We start from the raw sequence: 20650 nt of genomic DNA, 5'->3' as shown, positions 1-20650 counted from the left end.
TTATCTCCAGCAGATTAGCCGATTCCCACGTTTCGGCTGATCAAACCTTGAGGACACAAACGCCATGATCCGGTCCAAACCGGACTCAGGTCAGGGGGTTCCAGCGTTGCGACCAGTCATCGTCGGACTTGATGACTTCGCGCAGCAGGTCAAAGGCTCGCTGCAGGGTCGCCGAGTCGCGATCACGGGAGTAAACCAGATAGGTCGGGTAGCTGAATTCCGGGGCTTTGGGGACTTGCTCCAGCACGCCGCTTTCCAGATAGCTCTGGACCACCCGGGTGCGGAAGTAGCCGCTGCCGCCGTTTTCCAAGATGTATTGCAACGCCAACGGTCCGAGGTTGAAGCTCAACGCGGCCTTGGCTTTTTCCGGAAGTGCGGCGTCGTGCTGGCGGCGGAAATCCGGGCCCCAGTCAATGTACACGTACGGATCAGGTCGTCCGGCGAGACGCACGAGGATGAGTTTCTCTTCCAGGACTTGCTCTACTTGCAGGCGCGGCCAGTACTCGGGCTGATAGACCAGTGCTGCATCCAACACCCCCAGTTCCAGTTGGCGCAGCAGGTTCTCGCCGTCGCGGATTTCCATGCGCAGGGCATGGCTGGGAATCTTCTCCCGCAGCTCGCCCGCCCAACTGAGCATCAGCGGGTTGCACAGGCTGACCTCTCCACCGATGTGCAGCACGTCGTGGTAACCCTCGGGCAACGGCAAGTCCCGGCGCGCGGCTTCCCAGGTTTCGACCAGTTGATTGGCGTAGACCACAAAGGCCTCGCCGTTCGGCGTCAGTCGGGCACCGGCGCGGTTGCGCACAAACAGCGTGCTGCCCAGTTGACTCTCGAGTTTCTGCACCCGCGCGGTGATTGCGGTCTGGGTGACATGGAGTTTTTCCGCGGCAGCGGCGAGGCTGCCGTGGCGAACGATTTCCAGAAAGGTGCGGGCGAGGTCGATGTCCATGGGGCGGCCGGTGCGGGAAGTGCAGGCATTGTAAGAGCAGGCGTTACCTGGCGGATACGGGTTACGGTGTGGGCGATGAAAGCCGCGAATCGCCTGATCGACGATCGCCGCGTTGTTTGCCGGCAGCCCCCGCGATTTCGAATGACCTTTCAAGGCCACTGCGGATCGGTTAAATTCCCCGCCCTGGCTCATACAAGGATGTAGACGATGGCAAAACCAGCCGCTCGACTCAGTGATCTCAATGCCTGCCCGGTAACCGGACACGGCACCAACCCCAGCAACAGCGCTTCGCCAAACGTGAACATCAACGGCCTGCCGGTGTTGCGCGTCGGCGACTCCACTGCCTGCGGCGATTCAGTGACCGAAGGGATCGGCAATATTCTCGTCAATGGCAAGCCCATTGCGTTCCTGGGTAGCGCTACTGCCCATGGCGGCGTCATCATCACCGGTTCCGGCGACGTTTTCGTCGGCACCGAAACCAGCGCCGCACCTTTCACCCCGGTCATCACCGTCCCCAAACACAGCGAACGCTTCCAACTGGTCGACGAAACCAGCGGCGAAGCCATTCCCGACATGCTCTATTGCATCGAAACCGGCGATGGTCAGCGCCTGGTCGGCCACACCGACAGCCATGGCAACGCGGCGCGGGTGTTCACCAACGAGTCGACCTCGATCGTCGTGCAATGGGGCAAAGACGCCGCCGCTCACTTGGATGCGCTGGGCATCGACTACTAAGGAAGGTGAAGCATGGCAGCCCCGGAAAAGAAGCAGGCCAATACGACCGACCAGCATGGAACGACGCAGGTCAAGGGCACGTTGGCGCAGGATTATGTGACGGTGGTGGGGGCGTCCTACATCAGCTGGACGGCGAACATTCGCGGCCAGCGGGGAAACATGATGAGCTTCATCAATCAGGGTATTCGTCAGCTCAAGAGTTACCCGGCTGGTACTTCGAATTATTCGATTCAACGTGCCTTTCTGATCTTCAAGGATGAGTACGATCCGAACTTGTTGGCTGAAGTAAAAAAAATAGTGACTGGAAAATATGGGGCCGAGTACCGGGAATTCGACTCCATTTCACAATTGGTTGACTTTGTCGCCACCCGACAACGGCGTGGACGAGAGATCAAGCAAATGGATTTTTTCTCCCACGGCGTGGTGGGCAGTATTGAACTGGGATACGAACTTGATAAACGTGACAGTTACAGGCTGCGCGATGCTCAGGTTTGTATGTTCAAGCCAGAGGCGTTCGCCTATGGCGGAAAAATTTATTCCTACGCCTGCCGAACTGGATTGGGTATCAATGCCGACCTGAAGGTAGGAGAGAAGGAAGACCCTCATTACGAGTTGAGTTTGGCGCAAGTGATGGCGGACGCGACAGGTGCCACGGTTTGGGCATTTCCCCGTCGCAGTTTGTATGACCAGACATACGGAACCGATGAAGAGCGCGATGCGGTCAAGGAAGCGCCGGATAAGCTGGAGACCGATAAGGCTGCAGAGTATGCCTACCTTAAAAAACTGGGTAATTATCAGCGGCGCCTTTCCGCCCATCGACTTGCTAAAAAAGATCCATCCGCAAAGCTACCCAATGAAAGTGCACCGTCTGAACCGGTTAAAACCTTGAGTGAGCGTGATAAACACTTGCTTGAGCGATCCGATGTGCGGGCTGGATATTCAAAGACGCTGGGTTATCCGCTGGATCCCGAGGGCGCTGTACACGGTGTGAGGTCGGGTAACACACCGGACGGTGTGCCGAAAAAATTATGTGAATACAAGCCGTCCAAAAAATGAAATTGCCTGATAAACGTTTGTTAATGATTACGCTGGTGGGGTTGTTGATCACTGCGGGCTTGATCGGTCTGTGGTTTGTTGGAAAGGAAGACAAGATGTCAACAAAAGTGATGATGTACTACGGGCCTTGGAGCCTCGAGGACAATCGTTTTGATGCTACTCGCTGGTTTAGCAATGGAATGTATCGTCTTCGAATCATGGGCGCGCCGCCGGAACCCAGCGTAGAGACGATGCTGCGTAACAAGCCGCTGCCGATCCCGGCGCAGATGAACGAAGATCTAGTGGCCATTGCCGGAGTCGCACTTCGTTACCAATACCCTGACGTCAATACAGAATCCTTGATCTTTAATCCGCCTGCCTTGAGTCATCGAGTGCGCTACTGCTTCAGCAGTTTCAAGAAGCCCGACATGCCGGTAGATGAGTACAACATCTTTCTGAATCTGGGAGCTCAACGTTTTGTTATCCGCTTCAGTCGGGACGCCCAAACCGGTGAGTTAATTCACGAAAATAGCGCAAAACTGGTTGATGAGAGTCAGGAGTCTGACGCCGCTGATGTTCAAATGTTCAAGGAGCTGGACGAAGCCGAACAGCGGCAGAGTTGAGTGGTGCTGATCAAGGGAAGCTCCAGAAATTTGTGCTTTTTTCTCATCGATACATTGCTGTTGGGGTCGGATCGCTGGCGCTGATTGCGGGTGGTTATTTCTTACATTCGTCCGCAGTGTTGATGTATTACGGTCCCTGGAGTCCGGAGGAAAACCGCTTTGATGCGACGCAATGGTTCCGTTCAGGTATGTATCGACCACGCTTGATGGGAAATCCCCCTCAAGCAAGTCCCGATAGCATGTTGCGCAGCGAGCCGGAACATTTCAAACCGATACAGAACGATGACATTCTCGCGCGAACGTTGCTGGCAATGGAACAACGCTTTCCGGGTGTGGATACCGAGGATTTGGTGTTGAACACACCAGACCTGAGCCGTCGAATTCGTTATGCCTTCAGCACCTTTGCGGAGCCAGACAGGCCGCAAGATGCCTACTGGTTATTTTTGAGCATTGAAGGCCGGGATTATGTAATTACTATGGAATGGGATGTTAAGGATAAAGTATTGGTCTCGGGGGCTACTGCGGAACTGTTGGGAGAGGGGAGTGATGCAGAGATTGAGTACCGACGACTCGTCAAGGAACTGGGCGATGCTTCCGTCAGCAAGCGTTGAACGCGTCGTTGTCCGGATCACGTAGATTCAGAGTTTATGCACTCGTCATTGTGTTTTGCGGTCTTGGTTCGTATCTCTGTTCCACTACGTTTCTCATGTATTACGGCACGTAGAGTTCTGGGCAAGGCTGGTTTGACGCCGGTCGCTGGTTAAGCAATGGGATGTACGGCCAGCGGCTGATGGGTGAGGACATGCAAGCCAGCCGGCAGACGATGCTGCGAAACAAACCGCTGCCGATCACTCTGCAGATGAACGAAGATCTAGTGGCTATTGCTGGAGTAGCACTAACACTGATTCGCTGATTAGCAATCCACCGGCACTCAGCCAACGAGTGCGTTACCTCTATAGTTCCTTTGCAGAACCTGATGTGCCGGTGGATTATTACGAGCTGTTCTTGACGTTGGGTCATGAACAATTTGTCGTTCAGTTTGCTCGTGATGGGCAGACAGAAATGCTCCCGAAACTGAGCGCGGAGAAAATCGAAGACAAGCGCACGACCCAGGCTGAATATCGAAAAATATTCAGTGAGCTCGACGCTGCCGAAAAGAATCGGCGCTGAATGACGGCCCCGTGGGGCGCCCGTTTTGGCGCCCCGAGCGCTTCATTTCAAAACGCAAAACACGAACAGCCAAACGCCCCCCAGAACCCTTGAAAGTCACTGACAGGCGCGGAAGACAACCGCGCCCGCTCATGACTGTGGGCATGCACCGCGCAAGCGCCCACGCATTGATGAACCTGCGCCGTCAGTTGCGCCAACGGTTTCCAGTGGCCCGGTACCTTGGCCACCGGTGACCACTCAGGCACTACAGGCACTGGAGGCGGCCCGAGTTTTTCGAATTCGACGGCGCCGTAGACGATCTTGCCGTCGACAATGGTCAGGACCGATTCGATCCATTTGACCGCTTCGTCTTCGATGTGGAAATAGTCCGCTGACAGCGCAATCAGATCCGCCAGTTGCCCGACTTTGATCTGTCCTTTCTTGCCTTGCTCCGAGGAGAACCAGGCGCTGCCATGGGTGAAGAGTTCCAGCGCGGTGTCGCGGCTCAAGCCTTGTGGGTACAGCTCCAGACCGCCGACGGTACGACCGCTGACAAGCCAATACATCGACGTCCAGGGGTTGTAGCTGGACACGCGTGTGGCGTCGGTGCCAGCGCCGACCGGAATGCCTTCGGCCAGCATGCGCGCAATGGGTGGGGTGTGTTCGGCGGCTTTGGCGCCGTATCGGTCGACGAAGTACTCGCCCTGGAACGCCATGCGATCCTGAATTGCAATGCCGCCGCCCAGGGCTTTGACCCGTTCAATATTCTGCGGGGTGATGGTTTCAGCGTGATCGAAGAACCACGGCAAACCATCGAAAGGAATGTCGCGGTTGACCTTCTCGAACACGTCGAGCATGCGGCTGATCGATTCGTTGTACGTCGCATGCAGGCGAAATGGCCAGCGTTGTTCCACCAGATGCCGCACCACTGGCTCCAGTTCCTGCTCCATGGTTTGCGGCAGGTCGGGGCGTGGTTCAAGGAAATCTTCGAAGTCTGCTGCCGAGAACACCAGCATTTCCCCGGCGCCATTGTGTCGCAGGAAGTCGTCGCCCTGGCCGTAGTGGGAGGTGCTGGTCCAGTTCTTGAAGTCGGTCAGTTCTTCCTTGGGTTTCTGGGTGAACAGGTTGTAGGCAATGCGTACCGTGAGCTGTTGATCTTTGGCCAGTTGCTGGATGACCTGGTAGTCGTCCGGATAATTCTGATAACCGCCGCCGGCGTCGATGGCGCTGGTGACACCCAGGCGATTGAGTTCACGCATGAATTGGCGGGTCGAGTTGACCTGGTATTCCAGTGGCAGCTTCGGCCCTTTGGCCAAAGTCGAATAGAGAATCATCGCGTTTGGCCGTGCGATCAGCATGCCGGTGGGGTCGCCATTGGCGTCGCGCTGGATCTCGCCGCCCGGCGGGTTCGGCGTATCGCGGGTATAACCCACCACTTTCAACGCAGCGCGGTTGAGCAGGGCGCGGTCGTAGAGATGCAGGACGAACACTGGGGTGTCCGGGGCGGCCTTGTTCAGTTCATCAAGGGTTGGCAGGCGCTTCTCGGCGAACTGGAACTCGTTCCAGCCACCCACCACGCGCACCCATTGCGGCGTGGGCGTGCGGTCCGCCTGATCCTTGAGCATGCGCAAGGCATCGACCAGTGACGGTACGCCTTCCCAGCGCAGCTCGAGGTTGTAGTTGAGGCCACCGCGAATCAGGTGCAAGTGCGAGTCGTTGAGACCGGGGATCACCGTGCGACCGTGCAGGTCGATAATTTGTGTGCCGGGGCCTTGAAGCGCCATGGCCTGGGCATCGCTGCCGACCACCACGAAGCGTCCGTCCTTGATCGCGACGGCGCTGGCCTGGGGTTTCTTGCGATCGACGGTGTGCAGGCGTCCGTTGTACAGAATGAGGTCGGCCGGGGCATCGGGCATGGTTTTACTCCCTGCGAGTAGCGGGCTGATCCAGGCACCGACGGCACCTGCCGAAAGGCCTTGCAATACACGTCGGCGGTTGAAGCCGGCGTGGTCGTCAGGTGGGCTCATGGCAGTGCTCCGCGCAAAAATGATCGGGGGCAAACGGCCGATGTCTGACGCATGCGGCCAGAAGGAATATAGACGGCAAATCCACAGGTGGCTGTTTTACGAGGGCGGAAAACGACGAATCCCGCCTCGAGGGGCGGGATTCGTTTGCAGCCAGGCGTGCTCCCGAAGACCGGGAGCGGCGCGTTTAGGCCGGGAACAGCTCGGACAGTTTCATCGCCAGCATCATGTCGCCTTCAGCGCGCAGTTTGCCGCCCATGAACGCTTGCATGCCGTCGGTCGAACCGTCAACGATGCCTTCCAGGGTTTCGCCGTCCATCACCAGAGTCACTTGGGCGTCCGGGTTTTCGCCTTCTTTGAGTTCGCAGGCGCCGTCTTTGACGACCAGCGAGAAGTTCTTGGTGTCGTCGATGCGGAAACCGAATACCAGGTCCAGACCGGCAGCAGCGGCTGGGTTGAACTTGGCTTTCATTGCTTGTACGGCATCAGCTACGGAGGTCATGGTTCGATCCTTTCTTGGGTAAATAGAGCTGGGTGATTACAGCCAGGGTCACAATAGTCCGGACTCAGCGAAACGTGATGAGTTCCGGGGCCTTCAGCAGTTGCAGGTGCACATGACTGTTGAAGGAAGCCAGAGCCACCTCGCGACCACGAAACTTCAGTTGGTTGAGCGAGGTGTTGACGATTTGCCAGTTCAGTTCAAACGCCTGCTTGGCCGGCATTTGCGTAAGGAGGTGGAGCAGGGCAGTGATGGTGCCGCCGGAAGTAAACACGGCAATTTTCTGGGTGTTGTCGGCTTGTTCCAGGATACGGTGCAGACCGGCCTGCACTCGTTCGACAAACCCCAGCCAGCTTTCCAGGCCCGGTGTGTCGTACGTGCCGGCGAGCCAGCGTTCGATGATCAGGGCGAAGATGCGCTGGAATTCACTTCGATTCTGTGCGGCATTGCGCAGGATGTGCAGCGCTTCAGGTTCGTCGGGCAACATCTCTGGCAGCAGCGCGCGGATCACCGCGTCGGCGTCGAATTCGTTGAAAGCGGAATCGGTTTCCAGGATCGGCACCGGCAGGCCCACGGCGGCGAACTGTTCCAGCGCGCTGTTGGCCGTGTGTTGCTGGCGGCGCAGGTCGCCCGAGAGGCAGCGATCGAAGCTGATACCCAGTCCGGCCAGGTGCTGGCCGAGGACTTCTGCCTGGCGAACACCGGTCGGCGACAGGACGTCATAGTCGTCTGCACCAAAGGAGGCCTGGCCATGTCGAATCAAATAGATGCTGCCCACGTCCGCGTCATCCCGGTACGTTGAAGGTTTGGCGAGGTTATGAGGATGACGGTGAGCTGTCAATGAAAAAACATACGCTTGTTTGAAATGCCCGTTACAGGCTTGTTGCCAGAGGTTTCCCGGCTGGCCGGCGGGCCGGCTCATGGGTATGCTGGAGGTATCCCGCGCGCGTTTTTGCAGCGCATCGTAATAAAGGAGTCCCTGTGGAGTTTTTTGCCGAGTACGCAGTTTTTCTGGCTAAAACCGTGACACTGGTGATCGCCATTCTGGTGGTCCTGGCCAGTTTTGCGGCGTTGCGCAGCAAAGGTCGGCGCAAGTCGACCGGCCAGTTGCAGGTCAGCAAACTCAATGATTTCTACAAAGGGCTGCGCGAACGCCTGGAGCAAACCTTGCTCGACAAGGACCAGCTCAAGGCCCTGCGCAAGGTCGAGGCTAAATCCGAGAAAAAACAGAAGAAAAAACCCGAGGCCAAACCACGGGTGTTCGTGCTGGATTTCGATGGCGACATCCGCGCTTCGGCCACTGAAAGCCTGCGCCACGAAATCACCGCGCTGTTGACCCTCGCCACCCCCAAGGATGAAGTGGTGCTGCGTCTGGAAAGCGGTGGCGGCATGGTGCACAGCTACGGGCTTGCGTCTTCCCAACTGGCGCGCATCCGTGATGCGGGTGTGCCCTTGACCGTGTGCATCGACAAGGTGGCTGCCAGCGGCGGCTACATGATGGCGTGCATCGGCGAGAAGATCATCAGCGCGCCGTTCGCGATTCTCGGCTCGATTGGCGTGGTGGCTCAGTTGCCCAACGTCAATCGCCTGCTGAAAAAGCACGACATCGACTTCGAAGTACTGACGGCCGGCGAATACAAACGCACGCTGACTGTGTTTGGCGAAAACACCGAGAAGGGCCGGGAGAAATTCCAGGAGGACCTGGACATCACTCATCAGCTATTCAAGAACTTTGTGTCTCGCTATCGCCCGCAACTGGCCATCGATGAAGTGGCCACCGGTGAAATCTGGCTCGGGGTTGCCGCGCTCGACAAGCAACTGGTGGACGAACTCAAGACCAGCGACGAGTACCTCGCCGATCGCGCCAGAAAGTCCGAGGTCTATCACTTGCATTATGCCGAACGCAAAAGCCTGCAAGAGCGCATCGGCATGGCGGCCAGCGGTTCGGTAGACCGTGTGCTGCTGAGCTGGTGGAGCCGATTGACCCAGCAACGGTTCTGGTAAGACCTGGAATAACTGGCCCTTCATTGCTCTGCAGTGAAGGGCCATTTTTTATGGCGGTATATATATAGTTTTTACGTTCGGATTGTTGATTCGAATTCACGTGTTTTTATCCGATATTTGCGCTTTTCTTAAAAAACATGCTCGGTAAGCTGATGGCTCTTCGTTAGTTTTCGAGATGTTTAATATGTATTATTTAACCTCCAGTAACGTCATTCCTGTATTAACACCAGAGCAGCAAGGCGTCTTTTTTGAACTTGTTAAAAATAATGTTCCTTCCTGGTTATTGGCTGCGTCGGATGAATTGCGAAACGAACTGTATCAAAGTCTAATCGCCAGTCATCGCTCAAGAAGTGAAGCGGATAATCTCCTGAACCGTCTTCAATCCCCGGAAGGTTTCTGCGCTCCGCTGTTGGCCAGGGCCATGTCCGACAAGCTGGGCACGCCGCTTGACGTGGCGGGCGTGGTGTTCCAGCACGTAAGGTCAACGTCGAGCCTGTTGGGGCTTCGCAAGAAACTGGTGCTGCCGATTGACCGGGATCTTTTGACCGCGGCCTGCGAAAATTTTGAACTCAGCGAAACACTCCCGGAAAACTATAACGATACTTCATTGATTTATATCCCGGAAAAAATTGCCGGACGATCAGCAAACATACTGTCGATAAAACCCGATGAATTTGCTGCCTTGTGCCGGACACTGGATCTGGGCAAGCAATATCAAGCTCATCTCAAGTCTGTGTTTGAACCTGATGCTCCAGTGAGCGAGCTGCGTAACAAATGTATTGCCCACTCGCAGAATAGCTTCGAAGTGGACAGGCATATTGCACTGATGAAAAAACAAATCAGCCCCGAAGTTCACCGGATGTTGAAGTCGGTGAAAAACAATGAAAAACCCCTCACGCTCGGCAATAACACGTTGGGATACCAAGCGTTGAAACTGCTCGGCGTGACGATCAATGGTGCGATGTTCATCGGCCCTGTCAGTGAGCATGACGATGATGACTACCGCTGCGTGGTCTATCTGCCGGGCGATCCGCTGCACCCACTGAAGGAGTATGCGTCGTTCACAAACTTTGAAGTGGAACTGAGTGGCAGATTGAAAGGTGCCGGGTTCTACGAATTTTTCATGCGCCACCTCGCGCTGGGCGATCGCGCAAACTTTCTGACGGCGCTTGACCAGCGTTTGTATCCACGCAGCAGCTCACCGCTCCCGCAACTAGCTGCCTACGTGTCATTGACCGGTGTCGATTTCGATGGCGATCCGTTCACGCAGATGTTTCGCCAGCGCACGGCGCAAACCATGGCGGATGCACGGCTCATGGTTGTTCCCACGGACGATGAAGACGAGAAAACCCGACTCTCCAGGCTGGAAACCTACAAGGCAATCGGTCTCGATCTGGCGGTGGTCGCCGCATCGTTTCTTCCCGTCGTAGGTCAGGTGTTGTTGGCGGTGACCGCTGCGCAACTACTGTCCCAGGTTTATGAAGGCGTCGCGAGCTGGTCCAAAGGCGAGCAAGAGCAGGCCACGGATTATCTGTTTGATGTGATCGAGAATCTGATTCTGATGGCGGCTTTTACGGCGGGTACGGTAGCTGTCGGCCGAACATTTAAAGTCGTCAGGACATCCAGTTTCATCGAACGGCTGAGAACGATCAGCCTGACGGACGCCCGGACCCGCTTGTGGAAACCTGATCTGACGGCGTATCGCCAGAGTCGGCGGGTCCCTCGGGGGATCGCCCCTGATGAACAGGGCCTGCGCTGGGTCGACGGCCAGGCTTATCTTTCCATCGATACAAACCTTTATGCAGTACGCCCCAAACCTGGAACGGACCTTTGGGAAGTGCACGAGCCGGGCGGTGCCAGAGATGCGTATTCACCGTTGCTCGAAACGAACAATCAAGGGGCCTGGCACCATGACTCGGAGCTGGTGCAGGAATGGGATCGATTGACGTTGTTTCGCCGTTTCGGTTATGCCCGTGATGACCTGTCGGACATCACCGCCACAAAGATCATCGCCGTCAGCGGGATCGAAGACAGCGCTCTGCGCCAGGCTCACATTGACCGAAGCAGCCCACCTGCATTGTTGATCGATACGGTCCGACGGTTTCGTGCGGACGCGGCGGTCACTGACTTTATCGAACAGATGCAGGCACCGTCGTCGGCCACCCTGGCGGACGCCGACCTGCAACTGCATCTGCTGACGTCCTTCAGTCACTGGCCGAGCGACACTGCTATCAGTACCCTCAACGCAGTAGGTATGCACGAGAGCGCTTACGGTTCGTCCACGGCTACGAAGACCATTCGGCTCAATCATGACGTGCTTCGCAAAGGCCAACTCCACACTTCGCTGCTGACGGCGCTTGATAACAGTCAACGTGAAAGTCTTTTAAAAGTGGCGACCACCGACTCGGTTGCCCAAGCGAAGCAATTGTCGCAAATCATTGCCGAGCAAGCTGAAAGCAAAAGAGTCGAAATGTTCAGGCGGGTCTATCAACGCACCGAAGTACCGAGCAATGCCCGGGTTGCTGTCTTGCTCGACAATTTCGCCGATTTGCCCGTCAGTGTCGCCGAAGAGCTGGTGCAAAACGCCGTGGCTGGCGAGCGGGACGAACTGGATGCGGCAAAGGTGCCTTTGCGGCTGGCGGAAGAAGCTCGTCGTTATCAGCAGTTGGTGCGTGTCAGCCGGGCTTACGAAGGCTTGTATCTCACCACTGGGGGTGGTTACGACACGAACCGTCTGGTGCTCGATGCCCTTGAGCATCTGCCGGGCTGGTCCGATAACCTGCTGGTTCAGATCCTGGAATGGACAGGCAGTCATGGGACAGTGGCGACTCTCGGATCAGCGCGAGCGCCGGAGCAGTTGCTGATCAACGTGCTGGCTGATGGATACAGCGTCTCTGCCGGGAATGACGGGACCTTGACCACGGTCGCGAAACGTACTCGTGAGCATTACTTCCAGGCGCTCTGGCAGGGATTGTCAGTGCAACGTAAAGCAGCATTGGGCGTGCAGCCCGATGATGCCGGGGCTCTGTTGCGCGAAAAAGTCACGCAGCTGGCCTTGCAGCGGCGTGCGGCTGTTGCACAGGTCATTGGCGCCCAACCCAATCGCCCTGGCTACACCTCACCAATGGGATTGGCCGACAGGTCGATGGCCGCGTTTCACACCATCACCGGAGGCAGCACAGACGTTCTGGTGCGCCGGGCACAGGAGCTCTATCCAATGCATTCTCCGGAACAAATCCAGAGGTTGCTGACTGCCCTCGGTACGGATGAGATTCTGGTTCTGCAGAAGCTAGAAACGCTGAGACTGGAGTATCTTGAGATCAGGGAGGTATTGAGCCGCTGGGTCAGCCGGCAAACCTGGCATCAGGCGCCCGATGGCCGGCGGCTGAAGGTCACCAAGGGCAGCAAGCTGCGTGCTATGCGGGCAATCATTCGCAGTTGGCGCAAGGCGCCCGACATTGTTCAGCCGGGCGAAGGGCTATCAAGGACGTTGAGGTTTGCAACAGAACCATTGGGTGAGTTACCGGTGATCGTCGGTCAGTTCAGCGATGTTGATCGCCTGGTCATGGAAGGCGCAGGGCCCGGCTCCGGTTTGAATACTTTTCTGCATAACTTCAGCAATCTGCGCAGCCTGTCCCTGAGCGGCAATCATCTGACCCGGTTGCCCCAGGCAGTTGGGCGCATGACCAGGCTGGTTCATCTGGATCTGAGCGACAACCGGATTCAACTGACGGCAGAGTCGGTCACTCAACTGGAAGGCATGGCCGGTCTACAGACGCTGATCCTCGATTTCAACCCGGGCCTTTTACGCGTGCCGGACTTCAGCAAACTGCAAAGCCTGGAACAGCTGACGCTGCGCGGTACCGGGATTGATCAGTGGCCCCGGGGCGTCTTGGATTTACCCAGCCTGCGTCTGCTCGATCTGCGTGACAACCGGATAAAACGGCTTCCGGAGGAAGTTTTCAAGGGCTCTGTGACGCTGAACCGGGGCGTCAACCTTCATGGCAACCCGTTTTCATCCGAAACTCTGGAACAGATTGGCTCATATCAGCAAACGAACAGTGTCAGCCTTGGGGTGATTGCCTCGGATTATCGTCAACAAATCGCCCCAGTGGTGACCGATGAAGGTCAACTCGCTCCTTGGCTGACAGGCAAAACCACGACCGAATCGTTGCCCCAGCGGGCTTTGTGGAACTCGTTGCACGCCTCTGCGGGCTCTCGTGATTTTTTCAAAGTGCTCTCGCACCTGCGTGATTCGGCCGATTTCAAACATCTTTACATGCACTTCAGCGAGCGGGTCTGGAACGTTCTGGAGGCGGCCGCCGAAGATGAGCACTTGCGACGTTCCTTGTTTCGTACGGCCCGCGGCGGGCGGGTCAGTGTTGATGGGTATTCAGCACTGTTCAGTGAGATGGAAGTGCAGGTGTTGTGTTTCCGGGCCATGGCGGCGGCCTCTACCGGTGTGGCGCCTCTGGAGCAGCAACTCATGACTCTGTTGAGGGGGCTGTTCCGTTTGCACAGAGTCGAAGTATTGGCATTGGTTGATATCAACACACGCGCCGGCGCACAGTGGAAAATCTACGAGCATGCCCTCGAGATCAGTCTGGTCTATCGCGTAGGCTTGGCCGAACGCTTGAACTTGCCGGCGCAGCCGAGGGAGGTGAGCACCCGATGGAGTGTGGAGGTTTCCCCGGCGAACCTGGATCTGGCGTATCAGGACGTTCTGAAAACGGAGCGTACCAGCGCGTTGCTTGAGTGGATCACCACTCAGGAGTTTTGGGTCGAGTATCTGGAGGCGTCCCACCGTGATCAATTCGCTGCTGTCTCTGATCGGGGTGCACGGGCCTTCGCACAACTGGAGGGGCAAGTCGAACTCTCACGGGAGGTCGCCGCTGAGCGCATGAATGCCGTCGTCCAGAATTTCAAGAACGAACGTCGGGAGTTGCTCAAGCAGCTCACGTCCCAGGCATTAGTGCGCAATCCTGCCCCTGAGCTGACTGGTGCTAACGATGGCGCGGTGATTGCCTCCTGATTACGTTACGACGACGTTAAAAAACCGGGTTCTTCCCGGTTTTTTTTATTTATCGCCGATGCCTTCTCGGCTTTACGAATTCTCCCCGATCATTTGGCGATATTTCCCGCTTACGATTGAACCGAGACTGGTTATGTTGGTGTTCCTCACTGCTTGCAATGGAATGCATCATGATCGACCTCTCCCACAAGGACGCCGCTGTTTCGGGTTCAACACCAGTCTTGCTCGGGCATGACGAACTCAGGCATGTCGTGGAAACCGCGTTGCCCCAAACCCCTGAGCAGTTTGGTGAACGCTTGATCAAGGAAAAATGGGGCACCGATATCGAGCCGCGGACCGACCATCTGGTCACGCTGCACTACAACTACCATGGACACCCCGCACAGAACGGCATCCATCAGGGACAAGTGGCAAGCTCCCAATCCCTTTTGCAAGCGCTGCTGGCCAATTATCAGACCGTGGGTGATGGGCGCTTCGGTGAGAACCTGTTTGGTTTATATACGCCACCTGACATCGGTCCGACCGTGCGCATCGTGGAAAAGGTTGAGGAATTTGCCTACCAAGGCAGCGGCAATCACGACACGTATGAAGGCATCTATCGTCAGGCGGCCCCGCCATCCTATGCACCGTCCACTCAACGCCATCTAAGGCCATCCGACTTCAAGCGATGGGTCTGGGAGCTGGACCTTCAGAGCCTGTACCAGGCTTATCTGGATCGAACCTGGCCGTCGGATGCCGAACTGCTCGTGCGCAAGCCTTACGCATTGAGGACGTCGACCAAGGCCGCTTTTGTCATGGCCGCCATGCTGCAGCACCAGGAAAACTGTCTGTCTCAAAAAGGCCTGGAGCTGGCGATGTTGGCGGCGGGGCTGCCTGCCGATCAGGTTTGGGAAACGTTGACGGGCGAGCAGTTGCAAGCGGCGATACTGATTCCGCCTTCGGTCGAGGCTGGTCGCCTGAAGCTATATCGTTACACAGCGCAGGAGGTCTGGGGCTTTCGTGACCGGCAAAGCGCCCGAGTGCTTCTGTATATCCCTGGCAATTCTTCGCCACTGCATGAATTCACCGATAGTCGCCAGTTGCAGCAATGGATTGTGGGACAGGCGCGGGTTGCCGATACCAAGCAGTCGCTGGCTGCTCATTTTGCGGACGAAGATCGTGAGGACGGAACCTTTCATGCCGGTGTGCTGACGGCACTGGACGGCATGGCGATTTATCCGATGGAACACCGGCTGACCAAAGAGGCCGGGTTTTTCAACAATGACGGCTATTGGGAGCCTGCCGACTACATTGGCTTTGAATACCCGCCATCGAAAACCGACCCCTTCGCACAACTGGTTCTGACCATGAAGCAGGCTGCCTGGGCCAGCGTGAAAACCATCCGCGATGACGCCCAGGTCAATCGTGACAATTTGAGTGCTGTGATAGAGCCGATCGTGCAGTGGGTCAACCGGTTCGGGCCGTTGGCGTTGTTTGTACCCGGAGGGGAGGGGGTTCTGGCTCTCGCCGGTCTCATTGACGCAGGTTACGGGCTGGATCAGGCGGTAAACGGCGAAACCGCGAGTAACCGCTCAGAAGGGGTCACACGCACGGTGTTTGGCTTGCTCAATGCACTGCCGCTGATCGGGGCTGCCGCTACGCTGGAAAGCGAAGGCGCCGATGCGGCTGTACTGACGAAGTCGGAGCCCGGTCCTGACGAATCTAGGATCCTTCTTCCTGTCGACCCGATCACCGCGCCCGTGCAATCGATCCCGGTTGTGCAGACTCGCGTGAGCCTTCTGCGCGGATTAGGAACGCCGGTTGCCTCCTTCAGTGATGAGGTGCTCGCACAGATCGGCAAGGTCTGCGTGGTCGATGACGACACGCTGCGCTTGATGCAGGTCGGGCGCCCGCCGACGCCGCTGCTGGCCGATACCATCAGCCGCTTCAGGATCGATCAAGAGGTGGGTGATGTCATCGACCGGCTGCAAACGGAGCGAGTCCATTTATTCAACAGCCGCTACGAGGCACTTCAGCAATCGGAAAATGAATGGGTCCGGTTGTTTCAACGGCAATACCCTGGCCTGCCTAAAAGCGCAGTGGAGCAAATGCTCGACCGATATGGCGTGGACTTCACAGTGCAGCCGGACGTCGCCGAAGCGCGGCAACTGTTCAAGCAACTGGACAGCAAAGCCCGCCAGTACCAGCAGCATGTGCGACTCAATCGGGCCTATGAGGGCCTTTATCTGCGGTCGATGGTCAATCCCGAGTCGGACACGCTGATCTTGCATTCGCTCAACAATCTTCCGGGGTGGCCCAGAGGCCTGCGAATCGAAGTGCTCGACGGTCCGCATTATGGTCGGGTGCTGGACCGGTGTGGGCCGCTTGACGTGGCGGATTGTCGACGTCTGTTCAAGGTCGGCGACTTTTACCAGCACTTTGATGCGTCAACCCAGGCCATTAAGCGAACAGACTTCTGCGATGCCATTGTCGGCGTCCTGTCCGAGGATGAACGTTCGACATTGCAGTTGCAGTCCATGGATCAGGCCGGCGACTTGAAGTTGAAAGTCGGCAATCACGCATTGCCCCGCGCCGAACTCGTCCTGGGACTCGGCCGAATGGATTCAGGGTTGCCCTTCGAAGCGCAGGGGCTCCGGGGTGGTGGTTTTCCGGGGACATTTCAAGCGGAGGCGTTGACGCAGCAGATGATGAGGCTGCAGCTCAAGGACGTTTACCCGGATTTTTCCAACGTCGAGGCCGATGAGATGCTCCAGCGTTTCGGTGCCGAGGCGCAGGCGCACATCGACAGGTTGAAGCAGCAACTGCTGCAACTTAATGCTGACTTGACCGGCTGGATCGATCTGGTGGCGCTGGACATCGATGAGATGGATGTTCCCTTTCTCGCGCTCGGTGATGTCGAGGCAGCGGGTATGACTCCCGCACAAATTGCGGCGCATAACGTCGACCTGCTGCGCGACACCATGGAGTACGAGCGCACGACCAGAACCGAGCTGGCTGACGAACTGACATCCATCTGGCAGAAGTGGGCTCCGCAAGAAAACCGCGTCTATACAGACGGGCAGTTTTCCGGTTTCAAACTGGATATGGCGTTTGAGGATTACCACCGATTACCTGTGCTCAACATTCGGTTTGACGAGGTTGTCGAACTGTCCATGCGCGGCTTATCCGTCATTGAACGTGAAGGCCTTAATGGATTCCTTGAGGCTTTCCCGAACCTGCGCACTTTGAACCTGGAGCTTGTCGATCTTCGCCTGCCCACGATCAACGATGAACTGGAAAGCGCCTTGCCGTTGGCCATACCGCGAATGCGTCATCTCACCTCCCTGAACCTCAAATCGACTGAGCTCACGTTGCGGGAAGACACCGCGGGGCGACTATGCGATTTAGTCGATCTGGAGGCACTCGACCTGAGCGAAAACCCCTTGGAGACTGCTCCGGTAGTGTTGGGGATGAACAAGTTGCGGACACTGAACCTGAGAAATACCCGAATCACCCGATGCCCGGTCGGGATCATGGATCAGCCTTACCTGACCCTGCTGGATTTGCGCGATAACGGGATTGCCCGGATCCCCCAGCCGGTCCTGAACCAGGCCATTGCCAGGAATCGGGTTCTGCTCTGGGGCAACGAGATTACGGACGAGGATAGCTTGTTGCGTCTTGTGAGCCACCGGCAGAAAACCGGCATCAATCTGTGGTTGAGCGAGCCCGGCCCCGGATATGGCGATGCCGAAATATGGTTGCGCGAGAGCGAGGCGGCGCAGCAAGCGGCAAGGCGTCTGATTTGGCAGAGGTTGGCCGCCAGGCCGCATGCCAGTCGGTTTTTGAGAACCATCGACGGCATGACCTTGACTGCGGATTTTCGGGTCGACTACCTGGCGTTACAGGCAAGGGTGTGGCGACTTCTGGAAGACGCGGATGCGTTCCCGGAGTTGGTGGGGCGTTTGCTGCAAGATGTTGAAATGACAGAAGCTGACGCGCAAAACCCTTTCGCGGTCTTTTCGACGCTGGAAGATCGTGCTCGTCTCTACAGGGACTGGGTAGCCATGGGGCGCCCGTTTCCTGTCGACATCATTTTAACGGTAGGAGGGAGGTGAGCCTTGAACCCCCGCAGGGGTTCAGGCATCACGATCAGCGGCGACGGAACAGCGGCAGCGGTTCGTCAGTGGCGGCCTGATAGGTCACCGAGAAGTCCTTGAGGCCTTCGAGGGCTTCGTACGGGTCTTTATCGGGGCGTATCGCAAAAGCATCGAAACCGCAGCGATGCAGGTAGAACAGCTGGTCGCGCAGCACATCGCCGATCGCCCGCAGTTCGCCTTTGAAACCATAACGGTCACGCAGGAGGCGGGCGTTGGAGTAGTTGCGACCGTCGGTGAAAGCCGGGAAGTTCAAGGCAATCACCTTGAATTCATCCACGTCGTCACCGATTTCTTCGGCTTCTTCATCGGCGTCCAGCCACACGCCCAGACCGCCGTCGCGAGCCTTGAGCATACGGCTGTGTTCGCGCCATAGCTGCAACGGGACGATGTAATCGTCGCAGTTGCTGATCTCGTCGATGTTGAAGTCCTTGGGCAACAGGTGCCAGGTTTCGTCGACGACCTCGTTGTTCTTAATTATTCGCTGCATAGACGCGCTCCTTGAAGAGGTCGATGCCAATACGCTGATAGGTGTCGATGAAACGCTCGTCTTCGGTACGTTGCTCGATGTACACGTCGATCAGCTTTTCGATCACGTCAGGCATGGCGTCCTGGGCAAAGGACGGGCCGAGGATCTTGCCCAGGCTGGCGTCGCGACTGGCGCTACCGCCGAGGGAAACCTGGTAGAACTCTTCGCCTTTCTTGTCCACCCCGAGGATGCCGATATGGCCGACGTGGTGGTGACCACAGGCGTTCATGCAACCGGAGATGTTCAGGTCGAGTTCACCGATGTCGAACAGGTAGTCCAGGTCTTCGAAGCGACGCTGGATCGATTCGGCAATCGGGATCGACTTGGCGTTGGCCAGGGAGCAGAAATCGCCACCCGGGCAGCAGATGATGTCGGTCAGTAAACCGATGTTCGGCGTGGCGAAGCCTTGCTCACGCAATTCGCCCCACATCGCGAACAACTGGCTCTGTTCGACGTCGGCCAGAATGATGTTCTGCTCGTGAGAGGTGCGCAGCTGACCGAAGCTGTAACGATCGGCCAGGTCGGCCACGGCATCGAGTTGCTTGTCGGTGATGTCGCCCGGTGCAACGCCGGTCGGCTTCAGGGACAGGGTCACGGCCACGTAACCCGGCTTCTTGTGGGCCAGGGTATTGCGGGTGCGCCAGCGGGCGAAGCCCGGGTGCTCCTTGTCGAGATCGGCCAGTTCGGCGGACTGGTTATCCAGAACCTTGTAGTCCGGGTCGACGAAGTGTTTGGCGACGCGATGCACTTCTGCTTCGGTCAGCGTGGTCTGGCCACCGCGAAGGTGTTCCATTTCCGCGTCGACTTTCTGCGCGAAGACTTCAGGCGTCAGGGCCTTGACCAGAATCTTGATCCGCGCCTTGTACTTGTTGTCACGACGGCCGTAGCGGTTGTAGACCCGCAGGATGGCGTCGAGGTAGCTCAACAGGTCTTGCCATGGCAGGAACTGATTGATGAATGCGCCTACCACTGGCGTACGGCCGAGGCCGCCACCGACCAGCACCCGGAAACCCAGTTCGCCAGCGGCGTTGTGCACCGGCTCGAGGCCAATGTCATGGACTTCGATGGCGGCACGGTCAGATGTCGAACCGTTGATCGCAATCTTGAATTTACGCGGCAGGTAGGCGAATTCCGGGTGGAACGTCGTCCACTGGCGGACGATCTCGCACCATGGGCGCGGATCGATCAGCTCGTCTGCGGCGACACCGGCGAACTGGTCGGTGGTGACGTTGCGCAGGCAGTTGCCACTGGTCTGGATCGCGTGCATCTGCACGGTGGCCAGCTCAGCCAGGATGTCCGGGATGTCTTCCAGCGCCGGCCAGTTGAACTGCACGTTCTGCCGGGTACTGATGTGGGCATAGCCCTTGTCGTAGTCACGGGCAATCTTGGCCATCATTCGCGTCTGGCGCGAAGTCAGTTGGCCGTAAGGCACCGCCACCCGCAACATCGGCGCGAAGCGCTGGATGTAAAGGCCATTTTGCAGGCGCAGAGGGCGGAATTCTTCTTCGCTCAGCTCGCCTGCCAGATAGCGTCGGGTCTGATCACGGAACTGCTTGACGCGGTCCTCGATGATCCGCTGATCGTACTCGTCGTATACGTACATATAAGTCCTGTTCTCAGGCTTGGGCCGGTCGGATCCAGTTGCGTTTTTCGCTTGCTGAAGTCTCCGATACTGCCTCGGCAATTCTGCGCGCACGGCCGCGCACTCCCTACGGAGCCGGGGCAAGATACCAGTTTGTGGATATGCGCAAAAGTGATGTTTGAGTATATGTAAAGAACCAAAACGACTAACGAGAACCGTTATTACTAAACCCGTATTTGTAGTGCGGGCAATCGTCGTCTTTACTGTGGTCGAGTCTTTATGCAATCACCGATAAAACCGACAAGAGGCGATGCAATGAGCAACCCTACCAAAGCTACAAAGCCTGACAGTACGGT

At 57.1% G+C, this 20650-nt stretch carries 14 protein-coding genes; 8 read left to right on the top strand and 6 right to left on the bottom strand.

Going from position 1 to position 20650, the window contains the following annotated elements:
- Window positions 1-85: 85 nt before the first annotated feature.
- Window positions 86-949: a LysR family transcriptional regulator gene (locus ACA055_RS16955; protein WP_497684435.1), complete on the bottom strand. Its 864-nt coding sequence runs from the start codon at window positions 947-949 to the stop codon at window positions 86-88.
- Window positions 950-1156: 207 nt separating this feature from the next.
- Here ACA055_RS16955 and ACA055_RS16950 point away from each other — a divergent pair, with 207 nt between their 5' ends.
- The 5 genes from ACA055_RS16950 (at window position 1157) to ACA055_RS16930 (ending at window position 4512) form a co-directional block, all read left to right on the top strand.
- On the top strand, window positions 1157-1684 hold the full coding sequence (locus ACA055_RS16950) for a PAAR domain-containing protein (RefSeq protein WP_497679695.1): 528 nt from the start codon (window positions 1157-1159) through the stop codon (window positions 1682-1684).
- A 12-nt stretch (window positions 1685-1696) separates the two neighbouring features.
- Entirely contained in the window at window positions 1697-2740 is a 1044-nt protein-coding gene (locus ACA055_RS16945; RefSeq protein WP_497679694.1) for a hypothetical protein, read from the top strand.
- Window positions 2737-3342 (top strand): hypothetical protein, encoded by a 606-nt coding sequence (locus ACA055_RS16940; protein ID WP_497679693.1) that lies wholly within the window; start codon window positions 2737-2739, stop codon window positions 3340-3342. Before ACA055_RS16945 ends, ACA055_RS16940 begins: the two co-directional genes overlap by 4 nt.
- Window positions 3339-3953 (top strand): hypothetical protein, encoded by a 615-nt coding sequence (locus tag ACA055_RS16935; RefSeq protein WP_497679692.1) that lies wholly within the window; start codon window positions 3339-3341, stop codon window positions 3951-3953. Before ACA055_RS16940 ends, ACA055_RS16935 begins: the two co-directional genes overlap by 4 nt.
- A 331-nt stretch (window positions 3954-4284) precedes the next feature.
- The gene (locus ACA055_RS16930) at window positions 4285-4512 is read left to right on the top strand and encodes a hypothetical protein (protein WP_497679691.1); all 228 of its coding nucleotides are present in this window, start codon (window positions 4285-4287) and stop codon (window positions 4510-4512) included.
- A gap of 47 nt (window positions 4513-4559) precedes the next feature.
- Here the strand turns inward: ACA055_RS16930 and ACA055_RS16925 are convergent, their stop codons facing one another.
- The 3 genes from ACA055_RS16925 to ACA055_RS16915 all read right to left on the bottom strand — a co-directional run bounded on the left by ACA055_RS16925 (window position 4560) and on the right by ACA055_RS16915 (window position 7792).
- Window positions 4560-6407 (bottom strand): amidohydrolase, encoded by a 1848-nt coding sequence (locus tag ACA055_RS16925; RefSeq protein ID WP_497684434.1) that lies wholly within the window; start codon window positions 6405-6407, stop codon window positions 4560-4562.
- A 295-nt stretch (window positions 6408-6702) separates the two neighbouring features.
- Window positions 6703-7017 carry an SCP2 sterol-binding domain-containing protein gene (locus ACA055_RS16920; protein WP_497679690.1) on the bottom strand — a complete coding sequence of 105 codons (315 nt, stop codon included), beginning with the start codon at window positions 7015-7017 and terminating at the stop codon, window positions 6703-6705.
- Between the two features lie 64 nt (window positions 7018-7081).
- Window positions 7082-7792 (bottom strand): histidine phosphatase family protein, encoded by a 711-nt coding sequence (locus ACA055_RS16915; RefSeq protein WP_497679689.1) that lies wholly within the window; start codon window positions 7790-7792, stop codon window positions 7082-7084.
- A gap of 203 nt (window positions 7793-7995) precedes the next feature.
- Between ACA055_RS16915 and sohB the strand changes: the two genes are divergently transcribed.
- The 3 genes from sohB to ACA055_RS16900 all read left to right on the top strand — a co-directional run bounded on the left by sohB (window position 7996) and on the right by ACA055_RS16900 (window position 18144).
- Window positions 7996-9018 (top strand): protease SohB, encoded by a 1023-nt coding sequence (sohB, locus tag ACA055_RS16910; protein WP_497679688.1) that lies wholly within the window; start codon window positions 7996-7998, stop codon window positions 9016-9018.
- Between the two features lie 184 nt (window positions 9019-9202).
- Window positions 9203-14050 (top strand): NEL-type E3 ubiquitin ligase domain-containing protein, encoded by a 4848-nt coding sequence (locus ACA055_RS16905; RefSeq protein WP_497679687.1) that lies wholly within the window; start codon window positions 9203-9205, stop codon window positions 14048-14050.
- A 170-nt stretch (window positions 14051-14220) separates the two neighbouring features.
- Window positions 14221-18144 (top strand): dermonecrotic toxin domain-containing protein, encoded by a 3924-nt coding sequence (locus ACA055_RS16900; RefSeq protein ID WP_497679686.1) that lies wholly within the window; start codon window positions 14221-14223, stop codon window positions 18142-18144.
- Window positions 18145-18178: 34 nt separating this feature from the next.
- Here the strand turns inward: ACA055_RS16900 and ACA055_RS16895 are convergent, their stop codons facing one another.
- Together ACA055_RS16895 and ACA055_RS16890 are read right to left on the bottom strand one after the other, a co-directional pair.
- Window positions 18179-18673 carry a DUF934 domain-containing protein gene (locus ACA055_RS16895; RefSeq protein WP_497679685.1) on the bottom strand — a complete coding sequence of 165 codons (495 nt, stop codon included), beginning with the start codon at window positions 18671-18673 and terminating at the stop codon, window positions 18179-18181.
- Window positions 18657-20315 carry a nitrite/sulfite reductase gene (locus ACA055_RS16890; RefSeq protein ID WP_497679684.1) on the bottom strand — a complete coding sequence of 553 codons (1659 nt, stop codon included), beginning with the start codon at window positions 20313-20315 and terminating at the stop codon, window positions 18657-18659. The genes ACA055_RS16895 and ACA055_RS16890 overlap by 17 nt, the downstream gene beginning before the upstream one ends.
- Window positions 20316-20650 lie beyond the last annotated feature (335 nt).

This window comes from Pseudomonas sp. LBUM1657 (genome assembly GCF_059716075.1).
This window is presented reverse-complemented; position numbering and strand designations above follow the sequence as displayed.